Origin of the sequence: Lautropia dentalis (assembly GCF_003892345.1) — a bacterium.
GTDB lineage: Bacteria > Pseudomonadota > Gammaproteobacteria > Burkholderiales > Burkholderiaceae_E > Lautropia > Lautropia dentalis.
Genome location: NZ_RRUE01000002.1, coordinates 1,226,667 through 1,240,775 on the forward strand (window position 1 = coordinate 1,226,667; position 14,109 = coordinate 1,240,775).

The window sequence follows — 14,109 nt, forward strand, 5'->3', positions numbered from 1 at the left end:
CAACGAGCGCTGGGCCACCGACCTGTGCCGGATCTGGGCCGGCAAGGACAAGTGGTGCACGCTGGCAGTCGTCATCGACTGCTACAGCCGGGAATTGCTGGGCTGGCAGCTCTCGCGCAGTGCCCGGGCCAAAACGCCCGAAGCAGCGCTGGAGCATGCCCTGATCGCACGGTTCGGCACCCTGGGACGGGTGCCACGGCCCTTCCTGCTGCGCTCGGACAATGGCCTGGTGTTCACCAGCCGCAGCTATACCCGTCTGGTCAGAAGCTACGGCCTGCAGCAGGAGTTCATCACCCCACACAGCCCTGAGCAGAACGGCATGGTCGAGCGGGTCATCCGCACGATCAAGGAGCAGTGTGCCCACCGGCACCGGTTCGAATCCCTGCAGCACGCCAGCCGTGTACTGGGTGACTGGATCCGGTTCTACAACCAGCAGCGCCCACATCAGGCGCTGAACATGAAGACACCCGCCGAAGCTTACGCTTTAGCGGCATGAACTGTGCAGGTTCCGCTGGGTCATTACAATCAAGTGGGCACTTGTTTTGGTGTTCAGACACCAAAACTGTACATGTACGCTGTGCTGTCAAGGTAAGCAGCCAATTTCTACATCTTGAAAGCGGCGCATCCCACAGGTGTTGGTAGGATTCCTGAATAGAGGAGCCCAGCCCACGCTCTCCACACGAGACTGCCAGCTGGCTGCACACGTCGTAGCTTTTCCGGCGAGTTTACGGCCAACGTTATCGCCCAGCGACTTTCACCCAGCGAGCCCGTTGTCGGCGTTGTCCCAATAGCATGACGGCAACACAACACTAACCTGGTCCGTAAGCACGCGGTGACCTCGCTTTGAACGCAGCATGGCCTATACGCGTTCTTGAGCCTCTTTGTACAGAGGGGCCTCCTCTCCTGTTCACCAACACCATATTGTAGTCCGGCCCTACCCGCCGAAGCTTTACCCGCGAGTTCAAGGCCGAAATCATTGCTCGGTGCCTGTCATCCGGCGAATCCATTGCCGGCATTGCACTGCAGCATTACTCCAACATCAATTGGTCCGCAGCGGGCTGGTCGCTTATGGTGAACCGCTGATGTCCTTGGCACAGTAGCATGACTCCAACCGGCCATGCAAGTGGTTGCACGTCACGCTTGGCAGGCAGCCGGAGTTCATCTGCCGCTGCCGTTGGTGCAGCAGGTAGTGCTGAGAATGTCTTCCTGACACCGGGGAACACAAAGGTGCCTTCCGGGACGGCCCTTCTTGATGGTATGTGTTCTGCGTAACGGCTGACGAAGGTGTCTCAGTGCTGATGGCGGTGTTGTGGGGCCAGCCCTGCCTGTTGTGCAGGTGTCTGGCCCCGTGGGGGAGGGACCGTTGCGGGTTTATTTCTCGTTGATGCCTTCGATGACGATGCCGTACTGGATGGCTGCCATGGCGACCTGGCTGCGTGAGGAAACACGCAGAAGGCGCAGGATCGAGCTGACGTGGATTTTGACGGTGCCTTCGGCCATGTCAAGGGCCCGGCAGATGGCTTTGTTGGAGAAGCCTTTGGCGACCAGCTGGAGGACGGTACGCTGACGAACGGTGAATCCCAGGTGCCGGCCGTCGCGATATTCGCGCGATGGCATGTTGAAGTCGATCAGCCGCTCCTGCGTGTCGGGATTGATGGGGGGGATGGACATCGTGTTGTGGTTGACAGCGTCCCTGCCATCATCGTAAGGGATGAAAACGGCGGCATTGATGGTCGGGGGCGGTGTGCTGCCGGAGTCGTCGTTGTTCTTCTTGCCCTTGGTCAGTGGGATGCCGGCCTTGACCACGGCGTTGCAGAAGATCTGGGCGACAACCCGGGTTTCGGCGTCCTTGTGGATGAGACCGAGGATGCCTTCCTGTTTGCAGGCTGAGTCGATGTCCGGGACCTCGTGGTCCAGCATGGCAAGGACCGGCATTGTGGGGCAGTGCCTGCGGAAGATCCGCAGTGTTTCGATGCCGTTGACGGGGTGCCGGCTGTTGGGCATTTGCAGGTCCAGCAGTGTCAGTGCCGGGGTGATGCCTTCCTGGATCAGGCGGGTTGCTTCTTCGAGGCTGGTTGCCGGGATGATGAAAAGGCTGTCATCGATGGTGTGGATGAGGGAGCGGATGGCGTTGCGAGCGTTGGCCTGATCGTCGACCAGAAGAAGAATTTTTTCCCGCATGATGGTACTGCCTAAAAGGTGATTGGCGGTTGAAAGGAGCGCGTTGCGCCGTTAGACGTATTCTTGAGGATCTGCGATTGCATTGCGAGGGCATAAGTCACACGATGTGATGGCCAGATTTTCTGTTGGGCGGAGTGCTCCATTTTGGTGTGATTTTTTTGGCAATTGTTCGTCTTGCCGATGTGCGAACCTGCCATTCAGACCGGCAAGCATGGTTTCGTGGGGGTGGGTGTCGGTGGTTCGTGATCCAGGCCCGGTCAATGGTTTTGTGGGGCGCTTGCGGTGTTTATGCATCGCAGCTTTTGCTCCCCGGGCAGGGGGGGCATGGTGATGGGACGACGTGTTGCGTTGGAACCGTACTGGTGAGCTGCGGGCTTTCTGGCTGATTTCGCGACACGGCCGTTGCGGCACGGCTGGTTTCTGTGCTGGAAGCCAGGGGTGTCGTTGCGTAGCGTAGGGGATTTGCTGTTCGTGTGGATGTGCAGCGTTCTCGTGGTGGTCACATGGCCTAGACCATTTGATCTAGCGTGTGCCATGGACTCATTTGTCCCCGTGCTGGCCCCGAGTTCGTGCGCTGCTGGCGTTGCCCTGCCTGGCAAGGCGGCCGTTTTGCCTGCGCGGCAGCTTGTCAACCCACGGATTCTGGACCAACCCGGAGGCTACCCCTGTGGGTGAGTATGGCTGTTTTGCAGTGCCTTGATCTATCGACGATTCTGCGGCCCTGCTGCGTTGTCCTGCATGTGCAGCGGGGAGGCGCGGAGACGATGAGCCCATGACAAGTTCCAGGCTGCAGACTTCGGGGTCTGTCGCCGGGATCCGGGGTTGAAGAGGTTTGAGTGAGGACAAGCGTAGAAAGGGGCGGAGAGCAGAAGATTGTGGGGAGAGAGCAGGGACCAGGACAGGTAGTAGAGGGAGGCGGGGTAAGGATCAGAGAACAGAGAGCATGGGCAATGAATGGGTTGGGGCAGGGGCAAGGGTAGGGGCAAGAGCAGGGAGAGGGAGCAGGGAGAGGGAGCAGGGAGAGGGAGCAGGAGCAGGGAGCGAGGAGCGAAGTGCTGAGGTGCCGAGGTGTGAGGGGCAAGGAACAGGTGGTTGGGGTGGCTGGTTGGTTGGTGACTGGTGGGGCCTCCATTGTGAAGTTGAGGGCTGGCGCTGCCGCCCTGCCGGGCAGGGCAACACCAGCGGAGCATAGATTCGGGGCCAACCCAAAGGATATGGCGTGGGGACGGATGGACCCATGGCTTGCTCCAGGTAGCGGGTGGTGGGGGTAAATACTGGGGGATTACCTGGGTTGTTGCGACTGCAGGCCTGCATCTGCCACGGGATGACGTGCTCCGGAACGTGCTGCGGATGACGCCGGCCGATGGGCGGTTGGTGGTGTGGCAACGCCTGATGACAAATTCACCGACAATACGGCCGAAAATCAGTAGGCTTCGGGTGTTTCATGGTCATTGGGTGTGGAGGTGTGCTTTGGAGCATGTGTGGCTGAAGAGTTATCCGGCAGGGGTGCCAGCCGAGATCGATCCGGACAGTTATCCGTCTGTGGCGGCGTTGCTGGAGGAGGTGATGCGGCTGTACGCAGACCGTGATGCGGTGGTGTGTCTGGGCAAGGTGCTGCGTTATGGGGATCTGGACCGGTTGTCGGCGCAGTTTGCGGCGTGGCTTCAGTCGCTGTCTCTGGCTCGGGGGAGCCGGGTGGCGCTGATGATGCCGAACTGCCATGCCTACGTGGTGGCGCTGATCGGGGTGATGCGCGCGGGCATGGCGGCGGTGAATGTGAATCCGCTGTATACGCCGCGAGAGCTGGAGCATCAGCTTAAGGATTCGGGGGCCGAGGTTCTGCTGGTGATGGAGAATTTTGCGCACACGGTGGAGAAGGTGCTGGCGCAGACGGTGGTTCGTCAGGTGGTGCTGGTTTCGATGGGGGATCTGCTGGGGCCATTGAAGGGCTGGGTGACCAATTTTGTGGTGCGCCGGGTGAAGAAGATGGTGCCGGCCTTCCGGCTGCCGGGGGCGATCCGTTTTGGGGAGGTGATGTCGCGGGGGGCCAGGTTGCCGTTCCGGGTGCCGGAGGTGGTGTCGTCGGATGTGGCGGTGCTGCAGTACACCGGTGGGACGACGGGGGTGTCGAAGGGGGCGATGCTGACGCAGCGCAATATCGTGGCGAACGTGCTGCAGGATTGTGCGTGGTTCCATCCGGCGATGGATCAGCCGGGGCGTCCGCGACCGGAGGGCCCGCCGGTGTTTGTGACGGCGCTGCCGCTCTATCACATCTATGCGTTTACGATCTGCATGCTGGTGGGGTTGCATCTGGGGGGCAAGCTGATCCTCATTCCCAACCCGCGGGACGTGGATGCGGTGGTGAAGGCGCTCAAGCCCCACAAGGTGGTGGTGTTTCCGGGGCTCAGTACGCTTTACAACATGCTGATGGGGCACGAAGGGTTCCGGCAGCTGGATTTTTCGAATCTGCGGATTTCGCTGGCAGGGGGGATGGCGGTACCGTCGGCGGTGGCGGCGCGCTGGCAGGAGGTGACGGGCTGCCCGGTGTGCGAGGGCTATGGGATGACGGAGACGTCGCCGACGGTGGCGTGTACGCCGACGGATACGACGCTGCATGACGGGACGGCGGGGTTGCCGCTGCCGTCGACGGAGATCCGGATTCTGGACGAGAACCAGCAGCCGCTGCCGGTGGGGCAGGAGGGTGAGGTGGCGGTGCGCGGGCCTCAGCTCATGGCAGGGTACTGGCAGCGTGAGGCCGAGACAAAACAGTTCATGACGCCCGATGGCTTCTTCCGCACCGGGGATGTGGGGGTGCTGGATGAGCGGGGCTTTCTGCGGTTGCTGGACCGGAAGAAGGACATGATTCTGGTGTCGGGCTTCAATGTGTATGCCAATGAGGTGGAGGACGTGGTGCTGAGTCACCCCGGGGTGAAGGAGTGTGCGGTTGTCGGGGTGGAGGACGAGCGTTCGGGGCAGGCGGTGAAGGCGTTTGTGGTGCGCAGGGATGGGGCGCTGGACGAAGCCGCGCTGCAGGCGCATTGTGCGGAGCGGTTGACGGGCTACAAGCGGCCGCGGATCGTAAGCTTTGTGAAGGCGCTGCCCAAGAGTGATGTGGGCAAGGTGTTGCGCCGGCAGCTGCGTGATGGCACGGTGGTGCCGGAGTTGGATGGGCGCTGAGGCTGGCTGCGCTCATGAAAAAGGCCAGAGGCTGGCGGAGTGCCGGGCTCTGGCCTTCGGTTTCAGGGGGGGCGTTTCAGAAAAGAGGGCTCTCCTGGCAGGCGCTGTACTGCAGCGCTTTGGTAAGCCTCCCATTTCTGATCGATATCAGGGGCAGGGTGATCAGCCGTCGCGGGGTAAACCCCTGTTTTGATCGATACCAGAAGTGGAGCGATCAGGCGGTCATGGCATGCCGCTGCCTGGTGGGATTGCCTTGTCTCTGTAAGAACCCAGTGGAAACCTGCTCAGTCGGCGTCGATCAGCAGGAGTTCGACGCGGCGGGCCTCGGCGTGGGTACCGCTGCCGGCGGTCTGTTCGGGCTTGCGCATGATGATGCGTTCGGCCGGGACGCCTTTGGCGATGAGAGCATCACGGACGCCAAGGGCGCGCTTCTTGGCAAGGTTGCGGTTGAAGGTGGCGTCACCGGTGGGGTCGTGGTAGCCGGCCAGCAGGATGTTGCGGCCATCGGCGGCGTTGAAGGCTTCGACGACGGAGGCGATGATGGCTGCGTCTTCAGCGGAGATGTCGGCCGATGCAGAGGCGAAGTGAACGACACCCGAGACTTCGGTGGGACCTTCGACATCGAAGGCAACGAAGTCGTTTTCGTTGTCGGCGCTGGCTCCGGCGGCCGAGGTGCTGTCAGCGCTGCTGGCCGTACTGCCTGCGGCTGCGTCCTGGGGCTGTGTGTTCTGGCTGGCGCTGTCCGGGCCGTTGGGGGCTGCGGAACTGGCATCACCGCCGTGGCCATCTTGGCCAGCGCTGGGGTCGTGGCCTTCGTGGGCGCTGTCATTGCCCGGGTGGGCGTGCTGGTGGCCCTGGCCGGCCTGGGCGCCTGCCTGTGTGAGGGCTGCGGGCTGCTGCGAGGCTTCCGTGTCCGCGCCACCCAGCCTGAGTACCCAGATGATGAGGGAAACCAGCAGGATGGTGACGGTGGAGAACACGACCCAGAGGCCGGTGCGTGTGGTGGTGTCTTCGTCGTTCAGGGCCATGGGGATTCCTCGTGCTGGGCTGGATGGAACGGAATGATAACCATCCGATTCTATCAATCGTCAGGGGGAGGGTGGGGCCATGAGGGTTGGTTCTTCTTCCTTTTGGACTCCGTACGATTCCGGGGATGAAAGGGGCGCCGTTGAAAGGGCTGAGGCTGCAGGGAGGAACCAGTGTCAACGCCGATTGAAAACTGACCCAGGGGGCCGAAGTAAAACTGACCCACCTGGGTGAAGATGGCGCCGACCCTCACGCATGGCTGGATTGCCGAATGTCCATCATTCTGGTGTGGGAGGGGAGGGGCGCTTTTTGATGTGTGATATGACGAGCAGGACCAGTGTGGCGGTGGCACACATGATGGTGATCGTGCCTGGGCCGGCGCGCCAGCCGCTCCTGTTGTTCCTGATGATGATGGGTTTACGCTGTTGCCCCTGCGCGGGCTGCGCTTCCAATACTTGCTCGATGACGCAGGGTGTTTCCCGGCAGCGCAACTGTATCTGGTCGCCGGGCAGGGGCCAGTCGGGGTCGAAACGGGGCTGTGGTGAATTCCAGGGGTATCCGTGCCTTTGGGCCGTGAGTAGCGTGAAACTCGATCGTTACCAGGTTGCCTGATTCGTGCCTCTCGTGGTGGATACTGGCGACGGTGGCGTTCATCGTATACCGCTGCTCTGATGGTTGAGGCTGCGTAAGCATGAGCATCAGGCTTGCACAGGCAACGACCGCCGGCCCTATGGCCAGGTTGCGATAGATCCTTGACTGATCGGCTCCGGGGGCGTTGAGGACACTCCGGAACAGGTTAAAGTAAAACACTTCTTTGCCCCCTTTTTTTGGGCGCATGTTCTGGATGTCCAGAGCGCCTGTCATGTGATGGGCCAAACCGTTCTGTCTGCGCAGACGCCGCTTTTTTACACAGCCTGCTGTGGTCTGGGCAGGTTTCTACTGGGGCATTACAGATTTTCTCTGGGTTATTACGGTTCCAGGCCGGGCATCTGCGGCAGGGGGCTGGGCATGCCCAGAAAAAAAGCCCCCAACCGAAGCTGAGAGCCTTTCGGGACGCCATCCGGAGATGGCGTCGGATGCTGCGTGATGCGGGGATCAGAAGAAGTGACGGATACCCAGAGCCACGCGGCGAGGTTTGGTGTCGTCCTGGCCCGGGACTTCGGCCTTGCCGATACCCACGGCGCCGTACACATAGGTGCGTTTGCTCAGACCGTGCGAGTAGGTCAGGCCGATACCGCTTTCGTTGTTGTTCGGACCTTGCGGGTCGTCACGACGGTACGTCAGGTAGGCGGTGCCAGCGTCGGACACGGCATAGCTCAGGCTGGCCGAGATGCCTTTGGTCTTGTTCTTGGTGCTGCTGGTTTCGTACTTGAGTTCGTTCTGCAGGTAGGCCAGGCCAGCGCCGAAATCACCCAGTTTGGTGCCCAGCGAGGCGGCAATCAGGTTGCGGCGCTTCTCGTTGTTGATCTTGGCACGGTCGATGGACTCATAGCCCAGACCGAAGGTGAAGATGTTCCAGTCACCGACGGCCGAGATCGAGTAGCTGTCGTCGCGCTTGTTCAGGTTGCCGTTGTCGGGCGTATTGTTGCTAGCGGTCGCCTCACCTGCGGCGTAACCGGCAAAGATCTTCAGGCCGCCCAGCGAGGGAGTGGCGTAGGTGATGGAGTTGTCACTCTTGCTCACGTAGCCAGCCAGCGCGTCCGAGCTGTAGTACCAGCTCTGGCCCGTCACGTCGCCGGCTTCGACAGCCTGGGTCAGCGGCATGGACTGACGGCCCAGTTTGACGGTACCGAAGCCACCGCTCAGGCCCACCCACGACTGGCCTTGCCAGAAGCGGCCGGACGAGTTCAGGCGGCCGTTGTCGGCACGGGCGCGGTACTCCAGGTTGAAGATGCCTTTCAGGCCGTTGCCCAAGTCTTCCGAGCCGACGATGCCGACGCGGGAGCCGCCCCAGATACCGTCGTTGATCTGCAGGTCGCTCTTGCCGGTGCTGCTGGCTTCCTTGTTCAGGCTTTCAACGGCAACGTCAACGCTGCCCAGCAGCTGGATGGAGGTCTGGGCTTGAGCGAATGCTGGCAGGGCTGCCGCAACGGCCAGCGCAACAAGCGATTTTTTCATGAGTCAATCTCCTAACTTTCTGGTCTTGATCAATTCAGGCCATTGCCATGGCGCAGGGTTTTTTCGGGTTGTCCCCCACGCCGTCTGCCTCTGCAGAACTGGCAATGAAATTCTAGCAATCTTCGGTTTTCAGGCATAAGCGCCTATGCATATTAACCACAGATTTGGTGTGGCAGGCAGGGGAATGTGTCGATTTTTCCGACAGGATGTCGCGAGTCTGACGAAACGAGAGGCGCCTTGACGATATATGACAGGGGGTGGATGTTCCTGTCGGGCCGGGCGTGCGGGGCGACCAGCGGCTGCTGGTCGGGAGAGGGGCCGGGGTAGAGAGCTGGGCTGGAACAGGGGGCTGGCTGGATCAGCGGGGGTAGCTGGGACGGAGGGATAGCTGGGATAGATGGATTGCTGGGATAGATGGATTGCTGGGATAGATGGATTGCTGGGATGGAGGGATTGCTGGGATGGAGGGATTGCTGGGATGGAGGGATTGCTGGGATGGAGGGATTGCTGGGATGGAGGGGGCTGGGACGGAAGAGGCGCAGTTGGGTCAGAGGTGGCCGCTGGAGCCGAAGGGGGGCGCTGGGGCGAAGGGAGAGGGGGGCGTCTGTCATGGACGCCAGGACAAAGGTTTCGGGGCAAAAGGCCCGATGGAGGCTGGCTGGAGGCAGGTGGGCGCATGAAGGCGCAGGCTGCAAATGTGGTCCAGATAATGCAGACAAGACGCAGTCAATATACGGGACGATAAAAAACCCCCGCTCCTGGGAACGGGGGCCTGGGGCATCACCTGCCCGGAGGCAGGTGAGCGCTTCATCAGATCAGATGATGATCAGAAGAAGTGACGGACACCCAGTGCGACGCGGCGCGGTTTGGTGTTGTCCTGACCCGGAACTTCGGCCTTGCCGATGCCCACGGTGCCGTACACGTAGGTACGTTTGCTCAGGCCGTGCGCGTAGGTCAGGCCGAGGCCGTTTTCCTTGTCCTTCAGCAGCTGGCTGGTTTGGTTCGGTTTTTCGCTGCGCAGGTAGTTCAGGTACACGGTACCGGCATCCGACACGGCATAGCTGAAGCTGGCGTAGTAGGCCTTGTTCTTGGCCGGGTTGGAGCCCGTTTCGGCCTTGACCTGCGACTGGCCATAGCCCAGGCCAGCGCCGAAGTCGCCCAGTTTGGTGCCGATGGAGGCGGCGATCTGCTGGGTGCGTTTGATGTTGTTGATCTTGGCGCCGTCGATGGACTGATAGCCCACGCCGAAGGTGAAGATACCCCAGTCACCGGTGGCACCGATGGAGTAGGTGTCGTTCAGCTTGTTCAGCTTGTCGTTGCCGGCGGGCTCGGTGGCTTCACCGGCAGCGTAGGCGGCCGTAACTTTCAGGCCACCCAGGCTGGGGGTCTGATAGGCGACGACGTTGTTGGCCTTGTCGGCGATGCCGGCCAGGCCGTCGGCGCTGTAGTACCAGCTGCCATCGGTCTGGTCGCCCATCTTGACGACATCAGCCATCGGGGTGTCCATGCGGCCCAGCAGCACGGTACCGAAGCCACCCGACAGGCCCACGTAGGAATCTTCCCAGTAGGTGTTGTCGGAATATTTCAGGCGACCGTTGTCGGCGCGGGCGCGGTATTCCAGGTTGAACAGGGCTTTCAGGCCGGAGCCCAGCTCTTCCGAGCCAACGATGCCGACCCGGGAGCCGCCCCAGATGCCGTCGTTGATCTGCAGGTCGCTCTTGCCGGTGCCGCTGGCTTCCTTGTTCAGGCTTTCCACGGCAACGTCGACGCTACCAGTCAGCTGGATGCTGGTCTGGGCCTGGGCAAATGCGGGCAGTGCTGCCGCAACGGCCAGTGCAACAAGCGATTTTTTCATTGTCAATCTCCTAGGTTTCTGGACTCGATCGGTACGACCGTTGCCAGGCGCGTTACCGAAATCGAAACTCCCCGGGCCTTTCGCCCGGTGGGAAGTTGAATCTATTGTCCTCAAATTCCCGGGGGGGTCAAAGAAAGCAGCGCCAAACGATGCCAAAAACACGGTGATTGTTGCGTTTGCGCCACGGGCGTGTCGCCAGGCGGCAGCTTGAGCGGTCTGGGCGGAGGGGGCTTTGCGGGCCGCTCCAGGGGCTTTTCTTCAAGCAGTTTGGGAGGATCGATGTGCAGTGGCCCGTGATGATGGGGGCGGTTGGAGGGAACCGGGGCTGTTGTTTTGAGGTATGGGGTGGTTTGGTGGGGAGGGGGATTCTCAGCCGTCGAGGTCTTCGACGATCTCCCAGCTCAGATCGATGGTGGCCGTTTTTGCCAGCATGGCCATGGCCGAGCAGTACTTGTCATGCGACAGCCTGACGGCACGCTCGACCTGGGTGGGGTTGAGGCTGCGGCCGCGCACGATGAAGTGCACCTTGATGCGGGTGAAGACCTTGGGGTCGGTGTCGGCGCGTTCGGCGTCGAGCTGGACCTGGCAGCCGCGCACGTCATGACGGCCCTTCTTCAGAATGAGGACGACATCGTAGGCGGTGCAACCGCCGGCGCCGGCCAGCATCAGCTCCATGGGGCGGGCGGCGAGGTTGTGGCCGCCGCCTTCGGGGGCGCCATCCATGGCGAGGGTGTGGCCGCTGCCGGTGTCGGCGATGAAGCGCATGGTGCCGGGGCCCATCCACTGGACGTTGGTTTTCATGATGCGGGTTCCTGGTGTTCCGGTGTTCCTGCCGTGGCAGGGTGATGTACAGGGCGGGCATGGGGGGGTGCCCGCCGGACTGAAGTGTGGGGATTCTAGAGCGTGTCGTGAACGCTTTCGCTCCTGTGTCCCACTTTGCCGTGCGGGGCAAGGTGGCTGTTGGTGACATCCCCCCGGGGGCATGGATGATTGGGGGAGCAGTCACGCTGGGCCTGGCTGGCCGAAGCCACCGGGTGTCCGGGATGCGAACATGGTAACGGGGGTAGTGTTTCCGATAGATCCAATGCACTGGCACGCCGTCATGCGTGCGTGCCTGGAGGATGTCTTCGCCCTGGTGTGGAAGGAGTATGCAGGGGGACATGCAGAGGAAGGGGGGCGGTGTGATGAAAGCGACGTGGGCGTGCGGCCGGAGCCCGGGGGTGCACTTTCCGGCAGGAAGTTGCATAATATTGAGCCCAACGGCCTGTGATCTTTGACGCAGGCCGAAATTTGACGCTACAATCAAAAGCTTTCCGAATCGAAGTTCATTGCCGGGCGCGTTTCAAGGCGCGGACTCTGGTTGACCCCGGCCTGCGGCGCCATCGACAGCGTCGTCTGGGAGCGTCCTTCGGGATGCTCCATGGTCGCCACGCTTCGGCACAGACCCCAATTACAGGTGGCGTTTTTATCGCCAGGCAACATGAAGACTTTCTCCGCTAAGGCACATGAGGTTCAGCGCGACTGGTATGTCGTGGATGGTACGGACCAGGTGCTGGGCCGTCTCGCCGCCGAGATCGCCCGCCGCTTGCGTGGCAAGCACAAGCCCGAATTCACCCCGCACGTCGACACCGGCGATTTCATCGTCGTGGTCAACGCCGGCAAAATCCGCGTGACCGGCACCAAGGCCGACAACAAGGTCTACCACCGTCACAGCGGCTACCCGGGTGGCATCTCCTCCACGACGTTCTCCAAAATGCAGGACCGCTTCCCCGGCCGTGCGCTCGAGAAGGCCGTCAAGGGCATGCTGCCGAAAGGCCCGCTCGGTTACGCCATGATCAAGAAGCTGAAGGTCTATGCGGAAGACACCCATCCGCACGCCGCCCAGCAGCCCAAACCCCTGCAGTTCTGAATACCGGAGAGTCAGATCCCATGATCGGCGAATACAACTACGGCACTGGCCGTCGCAAGACTTCCGTCGCCCGGGTCTTCATCCGGCGCGGCACTGGCAAGATCACCGTCAACGGCCGTGATCTGGATACCTACTTCTCGCGTGAGAGCGGCCGCATGATCGTGCGTCAGCCGCTGGTCGTGGCCGACGCAGCCACCACGTTCGACATCCGCGTCAACGTGCATGGCGGCGGCGAGTCCGGTCAGGCTGGTGCCGTTCGTCACGGCATTACCCGCGCCCTGATCGATTTCGACGAAACGCTCAAGCCCGCGCTGTCGTCCGCCGGTCTGGTGACCCGCGACGCCCGCGAAGTGGAGCGCAAGAAAGTGGGTCTGCGCAAAGCCCGCCGGGCCAAGCAGTTCTCCAAGCGTTGATGCAGGCTGGCCTGCTGCCTTTGTCCTGTGGGGCAGGGGGGAGCAGGTTTCTGGTCTCATTCCGACCAAGGGCGCACCAGGCGCCCTTTGTCGTGTCCGGGTTTCAGTGTTCGGGATTGCCCGGCCAGATTTTGATGCCCGGGATGACGTGTCCGGGGTTCCCTGTTCGGGCTTCCGTGCGAGCATGTCTGCCGTTGGGGCAGACCGGAATGGAATGGGGCTTTTCCCTCACGCCGCAGACGAGCATGGTATGAAACGAGAGCGATCCAGAACCGTACACCGCATTGGCCGTGGTGCCCGCGTGGAGGGCGCGGTGCGCTTTTCCGGGCGTCTGGAGGTGGAGGGACGTGTCGACGGCACGATACAGGCCGAGGACGTGCGCAGCAGTGCCGTGCGGGTGGCCTCTTCGGGTCGCGTGGATGGGGCCATCGAGGCGGCTGTGGTGCAGGTGGCCGGCACGGTCAACGGTCCCATCAGGGCCAGCAAGCGGCTGTATGTGCAGGCGGGGGCCCGGCTGCATGGGGATGTGCTGTATCGCGACCTGCAGCTCGAGCATGGTGCACTGGTCACCGGCTCGCTGAAGGCTTACGATAGTGATGAAGCAGGCTTGAAACTGGTCGCCGTCGGTCGCAAATAAGGTGTCTGAACGCCGAAGAGCCTCTATGATGTGTGCGATGGGCGCCCGGTTATTGGTTTTAGCGCTCTCTCAGGAGTACAGGATCTATGTCTGAAGTTGCAGAAATGCCTCCACCGCTTCTCTTTACCGACAGCGCCGCCGTGAAGGTGGGCGAGCTGATCCAGGAAGAGGGCAATCCGGACCTGAAGTTGCGGGTGTTCGTTCAGGGGGGCGGTTGTTCCGGCTTCCAGTATGGCTTCACCTTCGACGAGGATGTGGCCGAAGACGATACCGTGATGGAAAAGAACGGCGTGACACTGCTGATCGATGCGATGAGCTTCCAGTATCTGGTCGGTGCCGAGATCGACTACAAGGATGATCTGCAGGGCGCGCAGTTCGTGATCAAGAATCCGAATGCGTCGACGACCTGTGGCTGTGGTTCGTCGTTCTCGGCCTGATGGCTGGCATGGTGTCGTGATGGCCTGATGGGGCCGGATGGCAGCTGTGGGGCTGCCGCTGCCCAGGAATGGGCTGGGGAAGGCGCCGTTGGGTGGTCTTTCCTCCATCGCTTGCAGGCCGTGCATGAGCATGAGCGCCCTGTTCCGGTGTGTTGCGCCGGGCAGGGCGTTGTCGTATTGGCAGCTCGTGTGGGACGCGAACAAGGATGATCTGCAGGGCGCGCGGTTTTTTTGCGTGGGGCGCGGCTTTGTGCGACGCGGTCTTCGCGCGGGACGCGCCCCTGATTTCTACGCTTTTGTTGCGGGGGTTGAGGCCTCGGCGTGGGGTTCTGGCGTGGGGTTCCTGCGTGAGACTC

Annotated in this window: 12 protein-coding genes; 6 read left to right on the forward strand and 6 right to left on the reverse strand. The window is 61.8% G+C overall.

Annotation, left to right across the window (positions count from 1 at the left end):
- Positions 1-496, forward strand: a 496-nt coding sequence (locus EHV23_RS12935) for an integrase core domain-containing protein (RefSeq protein ID WP_148098598.1), incomplete at its 5' end; no start/stop codon positions are given.
- Positions 497-1,371: 875 nt separating this feature from the next.
- Here the strand turns inward: EHV23_RS12935 and EHV23_RS12940 are convergent.
- Positions 1,372-2,181, reverse strand: coding sequence for a LuxR C-terminal-related transcriptional regulator (locus EHV23_RS12940; RefSeq protein WP_125096429.1), 810 nt, complete (start codon positions 2,179-2,181; stop codon positions 1,372-1,374).
- A gap of 1,470 nt (positions 2,182-3,651) precedes the next feature.
- On the opposite strand from EHV23_RS12940, the gene EHV23_RS12945 reads away from it, so the two are divergent.
- Positions 3,652-5,358 (forward strand): AMP-binding protein, encoded by a 1,707-nt coding sequence (locus EHV23_RS12945; protein WP_125096430.1) that lies wholly within the window; start codon positions 3,652-3,654, stop codon positions 5,356-5,358.
- 284 nt (positions 5,359-5,642) lie between these two features.
- On the opposite strand, the gene EHV23_RS12950 is transcribed toward EHV23_RS12945, so the two are convergent.
- The 5 genes from EHV23_RS12950 to EHV23_RS12970 all read right to left on the reverse strand — a co-directional run bounded on the left by EHV23_RS12950 (position 5,643) and on the right by EHV23_RS12970 (position 11,839).
- Positions 5,643-6,386 carry an OmpA family protein gene (locus EHV23_RS12950; protein ID WP_125096431.1) on the reverse strand — a complete coding sequence of 248 codons (744 nt, stop codon included), beginning with the start codon at positions 6,384-6,386 and terminating at the stop codon, positions 5,643-5,645.
- A 1,093-nt stretch (positions 6,387-7,479) separates the two neighbouring features.
- Entirely contained in the window at positions 7,480-8,502 is a 1,023-nt protein-coding gene (locus EHV23_RS12955; protein ID WP_125096432.1) for a porin, read from the reverse strand.
- Positions 8,503-9,328: 826 nt separating this feature from the next.
- Positions 9,329-10,357 carry a porin gene (locus EHV23_RS12960; protein ID WP_125096433.1) on the reverse strand — a complete coding sequence of 343 codons (1,029 nt, stop codon included), beginning with the start codon at positions 10,355-10,357 and terminating at the stop codon, positions 9,329-9,331.
- 369 nt (positions 10,358-10,726) lie between these two features.
- Positions 10,727-11,158 carry an OsmC family protein gene (locus tag EHV23_RS12965; protein ID WP_125096434.1) on the reverse strand — a complete coding sequence of 144 codons (432 nt, stop codon included), beginning with the start codon at positions 11,156-11,158 and terminating at the stop codon, positions 10,727-10,729.
- A 501-nt stretch (positions 11,159-11,659) separates the two neighbouring features.
- Positions 11,660-11,839 carry a hypothetical protein gene (locus EHV23_RS12970; RefSeq protein ID WP_125096435.1) on the reverse strand — a complete coding sequence of 60 codons (180 nt, stop codon included), beginning with the start codon at positions 11,837-11,839 and terminating at the stop codon, positions 11,660-11,662.
- Between EHV23_RS12970 and rplM the strand changes: the two genes are divergently transcribed.
- The 4 genes from rplM (at position 11,838) to erpA (ending at position 13,753) form a co-directional block, all read left to right on the forward strand.
- Complete coding sequence (gene rplM / locus EHV23_RS12975; protein ID WP_125096436.1) at positions 11,838-12,266, forward strand: 50S ribosomal protein L13; 429 nt, start codon at positions 11,838-11,840, stop codon at positions 12,264-12,266. The two genes, EHV23_RS12970 and rplM, sit on opposite strands and share 2 nt — an antisense overlap.
- Before the next feature lie 20 nt (positions 12,267-12,286).
- Entirely contained in the window at positions 12,287-12,679 is a 393-nt protein-coding gene (rpsI, locus tag EHV23_RS12980; protein WP_125096437.1) for a 30S ribosomal protein S9, read from the forward strand.
- A 250-nt stretch (positions 12,680-12,929) separates the two neighbouring features.
- Positions 12,930-13,316 carry a bactofilin family protein gene (locus tag EHV23_RS12985; RefSeq protein WP_158615974.1) on the forward strand — a complete coding sequence of 129 codons (387 nt, stop codon included), beginning with the start codon at positions 12,930-12,932 and terminating at the stop codon, positions 13,314-13,316.
- Between the two features lie 86 nt (positions 13,317-13,402).
- On the forward strand, positions 13,403-13,753 hold the full coding sequence (gene erpA, locus EHV23_RS12990) for an iron-sulfur cluster insertion protein ErpA (RefSeq protein WP_125096439.1): 351 nt from the start codon (positions 13,403-13,405) through the stop codon (positions 13,751-13,753).
- Positions 13,754-14,109: the final 356 nt, after the last annotated feature.

Bases quoted from the DNA above. Each gene is read 5' to 3' on its own strand.
- EHV23_RS12940 (WP_125096429.1), bottom strand. From the start codon at position 2,181: ATGCGGGAAAAAATTCTTCTTCTGGTCGACGATCAGGCCAACGCTCGC.
- EHV23_RS12950 (WP_125096431.1), bottom strand. From the start codon at position 6,386: ATGGCCCTGAACGACGAAGACACCACCACACGCACCGGCCTCTGGGTC.
- EHV23_RS12955 (WP_125096432.1), bottom strand. From the start codon at position 8,502: ATGAAAAAATCGCTTGTTGCGCTGGCCGTTGCGGCAGCCCTGCCAGCA.
- EHV23_RS12960 (WP_125096433.1), bottom strand. From the start codon at position 10,357: ATGAAAAAATCGCTTGTTGCACTGGCCGTTGCGGCAGCACTGCCCGCA.
- EHV23_RS12965 (WP_125096434.1), bottom strand. From the start codon at position 11,158: ATGAAAACCAACGTCCAGTGGATGGGCCCCGGCACCATGCGCTTCATC.
- rplM (WP_125096436.1), top strand. From the start codon at position 11,838: ATGAAGACTTTCTCCGCTAAGGCACATGAGGTTCAGCGCGACTGGTAT.
- EHV23_RS12970 (WP_125096435.1), bottom strand. From the start codon at position 11,839: ATGTTGCCTGGCGATAAAAACGCCACCTGTAATTGGGGTCTGTGCCGA.
- rpsI (WP_125096437.1), top strand. From the start codon at position 12,287: ATGATCGGCGAATACAACTACGGCACTGGCCGTCGCAAGACTTCCGTC.
- EHV23_RS12985 (WP_158615974.1), top strand. From the start codon at position 12,930: ATGAAACGAGAGCGATCCAGAACCGTACACCGCATTGGCCGTGGTGCC.
- erpA (WP_125096439.1), top strand. From the start codon at position 13,403: ATGTCTGAAGTTGCAGAAATGCCTCCACCGCTTCTCTTTACCGACAGC.